Source organism: Streptomyces durbertensis (genome assembly GCF_014156695.1).
GTDB lineage: Bacteria > Actinomycetota > Actinomycetes > Streptomycetales > Streptomycetaceae > Streptomyces > Streptomyces durbertensis.
This window is the reverse complement of sequence record NZ_WMLF01000269.1, coordinates 1-7,285: the sequence shown is the minus strand read 5'-3', so window position 1 is coordinate 7,285 and position 7,285 is coordinate 1. Positions and strand designations below refer to the sequence as shown.

The following is a 7,285-nucleotide window of genomic DNA, read 5'->3' as shown; positions in this document are numbered from 1 at the left end:
CACCGCGCCGGGTGGGGGGTCTATGGATTTCACGTTCGGCGGCGGAGCGTGTAATGTCTTCATCGCTCGCCCCAATAGCTCAGTCGGCAGAGCGTCTCCATGGTAAGGAGAAGGTCAACGGTTCGATTCCGTTTTGGGGCTCTGGTGTGTGAGGTCTTCCGCTCTCGAGTGGGGGGCCGCTCGCATCGTGGCGGCGTAGCTCAGTCGGTAGAGCAAACGGCTCATAATCGTTGTGTCACCGGTTCAAGTCCGGTCGCCGCTACTCACTCTCAGTAGCCGATTGTGGGGTCGGTCCTTCGATCGGCTACTCTTTCTGCGTTAAATCCGATTCATCCATCCGCCGTCAAGGAGCACTCACGTGGCTGCCACCGACGTCCGCCCGAAGATCACGCTGGCCTGCGTGGAGTGCAAGGAGCGGAACTACATCACCAAGAAGAACCGGCGCAACAACCCGGACCGCCTTGAGATGAAGAAGCACTGCCCGCGCTGCCAGGCGCACACCGCTCACCGCGAGACCCGATAAGCCTCGTACGAACCGTACGACCTGGGCTTGTGAACCGAGGCCGCCCCCATGCCGGGGGCGGCCTCGGTCGCGTTGCGCCACCCCGGTGCGAGGGGCGCGACGCGCCCCGGGCACGATCCGAGTGGGTCGCGCGTTTGTCCCCGCGTCCCCTCGTCAGAGCATCTTCACCAGGAGGCAAGCGGCCGATGGCGCTGGACCAGTCCTTTGTCGGGCGGAGCTATCCGCCCACCGAGCCCTACGAGGTGGGCCGGGAGAAGATCCGGGAGTTCGCCGAGGCGCTGGGCGACACCACGCCGGCCTACGTGGACCCGGACGCCGCCAAGGCGCTCGGCCACCCGGACGTGATCGCCCCGCCGACGTTTGTGTTCGCCATCACGTTCCGTGCGGCGGGCGAGGTGATCCAGGACGAGCAGCTGGGGCTGGACTACAGCCGGGTCGTCCACGGCGACCAGCGGTTCGAGTACCGGCGCCCGGTGCGCGCCGGGGACCGGCTGACCGTGACGTCCACCATCGACGCGATCAAGTCGCTCGCCGGCAACGACATCCTGGACGTGCGGGGCGAGGTGCACGACGAGAACGGCGAGCACGTCGTCACCGCGTACACGAAGCTGGTCGCCCGCGCCGCCGAGAACCCGGGCGCCGAGAAGCCGGGCGCCGAGAAGCCGGCAGCCGAGGGCAAGGGTGAGGAGAAGAGCGATGGCTGAGTCGACGGTCACCGGGCCCGCCTACGCGGACGTCGAGGTCGGCACCCAGCTGCCGCCGCAGAGCTTCCCCGTCCGGCGCGAGACGCTGGTCCGCTACGCCGGGGCTTCCGGCGACTTCAACCCGATCCACTGGAACGAGCGCTTCGCCAGGGAGGTCGGATTGCCGGACGTCATCGCGCACGGCATGTTCACGATGGCCCAGGCGGTCCGGGTGGTCACCGACTGGGTCGGCGACCCGGGCGCGGTCGTGGACTACGGGGTGCGCTTCACCAAGCCGGTTGTCGTCCCGGACGACGGCGTCGGCGCGCTGGTGGAGGTGTCCGGCAAGGTCGCGGCGAAGCTGGACGACACCCACCGCACGGTACGCGTGGACCTCACCGCGACCAGCGCGGGACAGAAGGTCCTCGGCCGCGCCCAGGCCGTCGTCCGCCTGGCCTGACGCACACGGCGGCCTCCCGGCCCGCGCCCGCGCCCACGGCCCCAGGGGCCGGGCCGGGGCCGGGGAGCGCTTAACCTAGGGTCCGTGCAGCCACACCACGACGTCCAGGGCGCCCCGCTGGCCCCGCTCACCACCCTCCGCCTCGGCGGCCCCGCCGACCGGCTGGTCACGGCGACCTCCGACGAGGAGGTCGTCGCGGCGGTCCGCGAGGCCGACGACGCCGGCACGCCGCTGCTGGTCGTCGGCGGCGGCAGCAACCTCGTCGTCGGGGACAAGGGCTTCGCCGGCACCGCCCTGCGGGTCGGCACCACCGGCTTCACGCTGGACGGCACCACGCTGGAGCTGGCGGCCGGCGAGAACTGGTCCGACGCCGTCGCCCGGACCGTCGAGGCCGGGCTGGCCGGCGTCGAGTGCTTGGCCGGCATCCCCGGCTCCGCGGGGGCGACCCCCATCCAGAACGTGGGCGCCTACGGCCAGGAGGTCGCCTCCACGATCACCGAGGTCACCGCCTACGACCGGGTCGAGCGGCGCACGGCGGGGATCACCGCCGGGGAGTGCGGTTTCTCCTACCGGCACAGCCGCTTCAAGGCCGACCCCGACCGCTACGTGGTGCTGCGCGTCCGCTTCCGCCTGGAGGACGCGGACGGCCTGTCCGCGCCGCTGGCGTACGCGGAGACGGCGCGGGCGCTCGGTGTCGAGGTCGGCGACCGGGTGCCGCTGGCGCGGGCCCGGGAGACCGTGTTGAAGCTGCGCGCCGGGAAGGGCATGGTGCTCGACCCGGAGGACCACGACACCTGGTCCGCCGGCTCCTTCTTCACCAACCCCGTGCTCGGCGAGGCCGAGTACCGGGCCTTCCTCGCGCGCGTCGAGGAGCGCTTCGGCGCGGCGGCGCCGGTGCCGCCGTCCTGGCCCGCGGGCCAGGGCCGGGTGAAGACGTCGGCCGCCTGGCTCATCGACAGGGCCGGCTTCACCAAGGGCTACGGCGACGGCCGCGCCCGCATCTCCACCAAGCACACGCTCGCGCTCACCAACCGGGGCGGCGCCACCACCGAGGAGCTGCTGGCGCTCGCCCGCGAGGTGCGGGACGGCGTGGCCGAGGCGTTCGGCGTCCGGCTGGTCAACGAGCCCGTGACGGTGGGCTGCGCCCTCTGAGGCCGCCGCGCGGGCGCGGCCGACGCGCCCGCGCGGGGCGCGACGAGCCGCGCCGCGGAGCCGCCCTGTCGCGCCGCCCCGGCGGCGTTCGCCGCCGGGGCGGCGTGTCACCGCCGTGCGGACGCCCGGCGCGCTCGCGGACTACCGGCCGCGTCCGGCCGGCGTCGCCGCGTCGGCGGGTGACACCGTGGCGTCGGGCGTTCCCGCGCCCCCGCGTGCCTGGACGTCTCCTCGTGCCCCGGCGTCGCCAGGCGCGCCCCCCGCGTCAGCCGGGTCGGCCGACAGCCAGGCGTCGACGTCGGCGAGCAGTTCGTCCAGCAGCGGGCGCGGCATCCGTGCCGCCCGCAGCGACTGCCGGGCCAGTTCCGCCAGCTCCTCGTCCGTGAACGCGTGGTGTTCGCGGGCGATCTCGTACTGCGCGGCCAGCCGGGAGCCGAACAGCAGCGGGTCGTCGGCGCCGAGCGCCATCCGCACGCCGGCTTCCCACAGCGTGCGCAGCGGCACGTCCTCCGGCTTCTCGTAGACGCCGAGCGCCACGTTGGAGGCCGGGCAGACCTCACACGTGATGTCGGAGTCGGCGAGCCGGGCCAGCAGCGCCGGGTCTTCGGCGGCGCGCACGCCGTGCCCCACCCGGCCGGCGCCGAGGTCGTCCAGGCAGTCCCGCACACTGAACGGCCCGGCGAGTTCGCCGCCGTGCGGGGCGGCGAGCAGTCCGCCGTCCCGGGCGATGGCAAAGGCCCGGTCGAAGTCCCTGGCGAAGCCGCGCCGCTCGTCGTTGGAGAGGCCGAAGCCGATCACGCCCCGGTCGCGGTAGCGCACGGCGAGCCGGGCGAGGGTGCGCGCGTCCAGTGGGTGCTTCATGCGGTTGGCGGCGACGAGGACCCGGATGGGCAGCCCGGTGTCCCGCGTCGCGCGGTCGACGGCGTCGAGGATCACCTCCAGTGCGGGGATCAGCCCGCCCAGCCGGGGCGCGTAGGACGTCGGGTCGACCTGGATCTCCAGCCAGCGGCCGCCGTCCCGCAGGTCCTCCTGGGCGGCCTCCCGCACGAGCCGCTGGATGTCCTCGGGCTCACGCAGGCAGGAACGTGCCATGTCGTACAGCCGTTGGAAGCGGAACCAGCCGCGTTCGTCGGTGGCGCGCAGCTTGGGCGGTTCGCCGCCCTGGAGCGCCTCGGGCAGGTGCACGCCGTACTTGTCGGCCAGCTCCAGCAGGGTCTCCGGCCGCATCGAGCCGGTGAAGTGCAGGTGCAGGTGGGCCTTGGGGAGCGTCCGGAGGTCGCGGACGGGGGTACGGGTCTCGACTTGGTGCTGCGTGGGGTAGTGCCGCATTCCCAGATCCTGCCGTACGCGCGACACGCCCGGAAGACGCTTTCCCCCGAAGCACACCTCAGCACACGTCGGGCGGGCGGCCGCTCGAAAGGCCGGCCACGTCCCGAACGGCCGTCGGGCGCCCCGGGGAAGCTCCGGGACGCCCGACGGCGGTGGCTTCGGCGGCGACGCTCAGTCGCGCGCCTCGGCGAGCAGCTTCTGGATCCGGGCGACGCCCTCGGCCAGGTCCTCGTCGCCGAGCGCGTAGGAAAGCCGCAGGTAGCCGGGGGTGCCGAAGGCCTCACCGGGCACGACGGCGACCTCGACCTCCTCCAGGATCAGCTCGGCCAGCTCGACCGAGCTCTGCGGACGCCGGCCGCGGATCTCCTTGCCGAGCAGCGCCTTCACGGACGGGTACGCGTAGAACGCGCCCTCCGGCTCCGGGCACTCGACGCCGTTGATCTCGTTCAGCATGCGCACGATCGTGCGACGCCGGCGGTCGAACGCCTCGCGCATCTTCGCGACGGCCTCCAGGTCGCCGGAGACGGCGGCCAGGGCGGCGGCCTGCGCGACGTTGCTCACGTTGGAGGTGGCGTGCGACTGGAGGTTCGTGGCGGCCTTCACGACGTCCTTCGGGCCGATGACCCAGCCCACCCGCCAGCCGGTCATCGCGTACGTCTTGGCGACGCCGTTCACCACGATGCAGCGGTCGGCGATCTCCGGGACGACCACCGGCAGGGAGTGGAACTCCGCCTCGCCGTAGACCAGGTGCTCGTAGATCTCGTCGGTCAGCACCCACAGGCCGTGCTCGGCGGCCCAGCGGCCCACCGCCTCGACCTGCGCCTTGCTGTAGACCGCGCCCGTCGGGTTCGACGGGGAGACGAACAGCACGACCTTGGTGCGCTCGGTGCGCGCCGCCTCCAGCTGCTCGACGGAGACCCGGTAGCCGGTGGTCTCGTCGGCGACGACCGGCACCGGCACGCCGCCGGCCAGCCGGATGGACTCCGGGTACGTCGTCCAGTACGGCGCGGGCACGATGACCTCGTCGCCCGGGTCGAGGATGGCCGCGAAGGCCTCGTAGATGGCCTGCTTGCCGCCGTTGGTGACCAGCACGTTCGCCGGCTCCACCGCCCAGCCGGAGTCGCGCAGCGTCTTGGCGGCGATGGCCTGCTTCAGCTCCGGCAGACCGCCGGCGGGCGTGTAGCGGTGGAAGCGCGGGTCGCGGCAGGCCTCCACGGCCGCCTCGACGATGTAGTCCGGCGTCGGGAAGTCGGGCTCGCCGGCGCCGAAGCCGATCACCGGCCGGCCGGCGGCCTTCAGCGCCTTCGCCTTGGCGTCGACCGCGAGGGTGGCCGACTCGGAGATGGAGCCGACCCGGGCCGACACGCGGCGCTCGGTCGGGGACTGTGCGGAAGGAGTAGCAGCACTCATAGGGGCATCGTCGCAGACGCGCCCCCGGCCGGGCACGGCCGTTCCACGCCACGGGCACGGCTGTCCGTGAGTCGGGACACGCCCGTCCGACAGCCGCGCGCGGCGGCAGACACCGGTACCTGTTCGACGCCCGGCCCCGGAGCACGTACACTCATCCGTCGTTGGCCCTCGTCACCGCGAGGGGCGCCGCACACACCGTGTGGGCGTCACGATGCGGTAGGTTGGGTGAGCACAAAGGGTCGTAGCTCAATTGGTAGAGCACTGGTCTCCAAAACCAGCGGTTGGGGGTTCAAGTCCCTCCGGCCCTGCTCACGCACTCGTCGATCACGACGTGGATGCGTGCAGGCGTACGTACTGAGATTGCACCGCCGTGCGGCAGGGCCGGACGCCGCACGGCCATGACCCCGGATCAGGTGAGGACGAGTGGCGGAGATCACGGACACTCCCGAGGTCCCCGAGCCCGGGCGTTCCTCTGAGGACAAGAAGCCGCGTCGCGGCGGCAAGCGCGGCAAGAAGGGCCCGCTGGCCCGGCTCGCGCTGTTCTACCGACAGATCGTCGCGGAGCTCCGCAAGGTCGTGTGGCCGACGCGCCACCAGCTCACGACGTACACGATCGTCGTGATCATCTTCGTTCTCATCGTCATCGGCCTGGTGTTCGTGATTGACTATGGATTCGGAGAGGCCGTCAAGTTCGTCTTCGGCTGATCCGTCCGCGGGGCGCCGTCAGCGGCGCGTTACCCGTACGTTCCACCCCCATAAAGCCAGGAAGAAGCAGCTAACGTGTCTGACCCGAACCTGAACGACGTCACCGAGCCCGTCGAGCCCGCCAAGGGTGACGACGCCGCGCTCGATGGTGTCGACGCGGCGTCCGAGAGGGACGACGCGGAGCAGGCCGAAGCCGCCGGCGCCGCCGAGCCGGCCGGGCAGGACGCGGTGGCTGACGAGGCTGACGCCGCCGCCGAGACGCGGGAGACCGGCGTCGAGCTCGACGCCGAGGCCGAGGTCGAAGGCGACGCCGAGGAGACCGCCGAGGTCGAGGCCGCCGCCGACGCCGAGGAGACCGAGGAGGAGGCCGAGCCGGTCGACCCGGTCGAGGCCCTCCGCGAGGAGCTGCGCACGCTCCCCGGCGAGTGGTACGTGATCCACACCTACGCGGGCTACGAGAACCGCGTGAAGACCAACCTCGAGCAGCGCGCGGTCTCGCTCAACGTCGAGGACTACATCTTCCAGGCCGAGGTGCCGCAGGAGGAGGTCGTCCAGATCAAGAACGGCGACCGCCGCACCGTCCGCCAGAACAAGCTCCCCAGCTACGTCCTGGTGCGCATGGACCTCACCAACGAGTCCTGGGGCGTCGTCCGCAACACCCCGGGCGTGACCGGCTTTGTCGGCAACGCCTACGACCCCTACCCGCTGACGCTGGACGAGGTCGTCAAGATGCTCGCCCCGGAGGCGGAGGAGAAGGCCGCCCGCGAGGCAGCCGAGGCCGAGGGCAAGCCGGCGCCGAGCCGCAAGCTCGAGGTCCAGGTGCTGGACTTCGAGGTCGGCGACTCCGTCACCGTCACCGACGGCCCCTTCGCCACCCTCCAGGCCACGATCAACGAGATCAACGCCGACTCCAAGAAGGTCAAGGGCCTGGTGGAGATCTTCGGCCGCGAGACCCCGGTCGAGCTGAGCTTCGACCAGATCCAGAAGAACTGACGCGGCGCACGCGCCCGCGTGCCCACCGCC

At 72.1% G+C, this 7,285-nt stretch carries 8 protein-coding genes and 3 tRNA genes; 9 read left to right on the top strand and 2 right to left on the bottom strand.

The window, feature by feature from the left end:
* Window positions 1-68: 68 nt before the first annotated feature.
* The 6 genes from GL263_RS17545 to GL263_RS17520 all read left to right on the top strand — a co-directional run bounded on the left by GL263_RS17545 (window position 69) and on the right by GL263_RS17520 (window position 2,818).
* Window positions 69-141: transfer RNA gene (locus GL263_RS17545), tRNA-Thr, on the top strand.
* Window positions 142-189: 48 nt separating this feature from the next.
* Window positions 190-262, top strand: a tRNA-Met gene (locus tag GL263_RS17540).
* 96 nt (window positions 263-358) lie between these two features.
* Window positions 359-523, top strand: coding sequence for a 50S ribosomal protein L33 (gene rpmG / locus GL263_RS17535; RefSeq protein ID WP_143651502.1), 165 nt, complete (start codon window positions 359-361; stop codon window positions 521-523).
* Window positions 524-708: 185 nt separating this feature from the next.
* Window positions 709-1,227, top strand: a complete 519-nt coding sequence (locus GL263_RS17530; protein WP_182856669.1) for a MaoC family dehydratase N-terminal domain-containing protein — start codon at window positions 709-711, stop codon at window positions 1,225-1,227.
* Entirely contained in the window at window positions 1,220-1,666 is a 447-nt protein-coding gene (locus GL263_RS17525) for a MaoC family dehydratase (protein ID WP_182856668.1), read from the top strand. Before GL263_RS17530 ends, GL263_RS17525 begins: the two co-directional genes overlap by 8 nt.
* Window positions 1,667-1,750: 84 nt before the next feature.
* Window positions 1,751-2,818 (top strand): UDP-N-acetylmuramate dehydrogenase, encoded by a 1,068-nt coding sequence (locus tag GL263_RS17520; protein WP_182856667.1) that lies wholly within the window; start codon window positions 1,751-1,753, stop codon window positions 2,816-2,818.
* A gap of 141 nt (window positions 2,819-2,959) precedes the next feature.
* Here the strand turns inward: GL263_RS17520 and GL263_RS17515 are convergent, their stop codons facing one another.
* Both GL263_RS17515 and GL263_RS17510 read right to left on the bottom strand, forming a co-directional pair.
* Window positions 2,960-4,147, bottom strand: a complete 1,188-nt coding sequence (locus GL263_RS17515; RefSeq protein WP_182856666.1) for an adenosine deaminase — start codon at window positions 4,145-4,147, stop codon at window positions 2,960-2,962.
* A gap of 171 nt (window positions 4,148-4,318) precedes the next feature.
* On the bottom strand, window positions 4,319-5,557 hold the full coding sequence (locus tag GL263_RS17510) for a pyridoxal phosphate-dependent aminotransferase (RefSeq protein WP_182856665.1): 1,239 nt from the start codon (window positions 5,555-5,557) through the stop codon (window positions 4,319-4,321).
* A gap of 235 nt (window positions 5,558-5,792) precedes the next feature.
* Here GL263_RS17510 and GL263_RS17505 point away from each other — a divergent pair.
* The 3 genes from GL263_RS17505 (at window position 5,793) to nusG (ending at window position 7,255) form a co-directional block, all read left to right on the top strand.
* A tRNA-Trp gene (locus tag GL263_RS17505) sits at window positions 5,793-5,865 on the top strand.
* Window positions 5,866-5,980: 115 nt separating this feature from the next.
* On the top strand, window positions 5,981-6,262 hold the full coding sequence (gene secE, locus GL263_RS17500; protein WP_143647083.1) for a preprotein translocase subunit SecE: 282 nt from the start codon (window positions 5,981-5,983) through the stop codon (window positions 6,260-6,262).
* A 75-nt stretch (window positions 6,263-6,337) separates the two neighbouring features.
* On the top strand, window positions 6,338-7,255 hold the full coding sequence (gene nusG / locus GL263_RS17495; protein ID WP_182856664.1) for a transcription termination/antitermination protein NusG: 918 nt from the start codon (window positions 6,338-6,340) through the stop codon (window positions 7,253-7,255).
* Window positions 7,256-7,285: the final 30 nt, after the last annotated feature.

Excerpts from the sequence above, each read along its gene's own strand:
- GL263_RS17530 (WP_182856669.1), top strand. The coding sequence starts at position 709 with ATGGCGCTGGACCAGTCCTTTGTCGGGCGGAGCTATCCGCCCACCGAG.
- GL263_RS17525 (WP_182856668.1), top strand. The coding sequence starts at position 1,220 with ATGGCTGAGTCGACGGTCACCGGGCCCGCCTACGCGGACGTCGAGGTC.
- GL263_RS17515 (WP_182856666.1), bottom strand. The coding sequence starts at position 4,147 with ATGCGGCACTACCCCACGCAGCACCAAGTCGAGACCCGTACCCCCGTC.
- GL263_RS17510 (WP_182856665.1), bottom strand. The coding sequence starts at position 5,557 with ATGAGTGCTGCTACTCCTTCCGCACAGTCCCCGACCGAGCGCCGCGTG.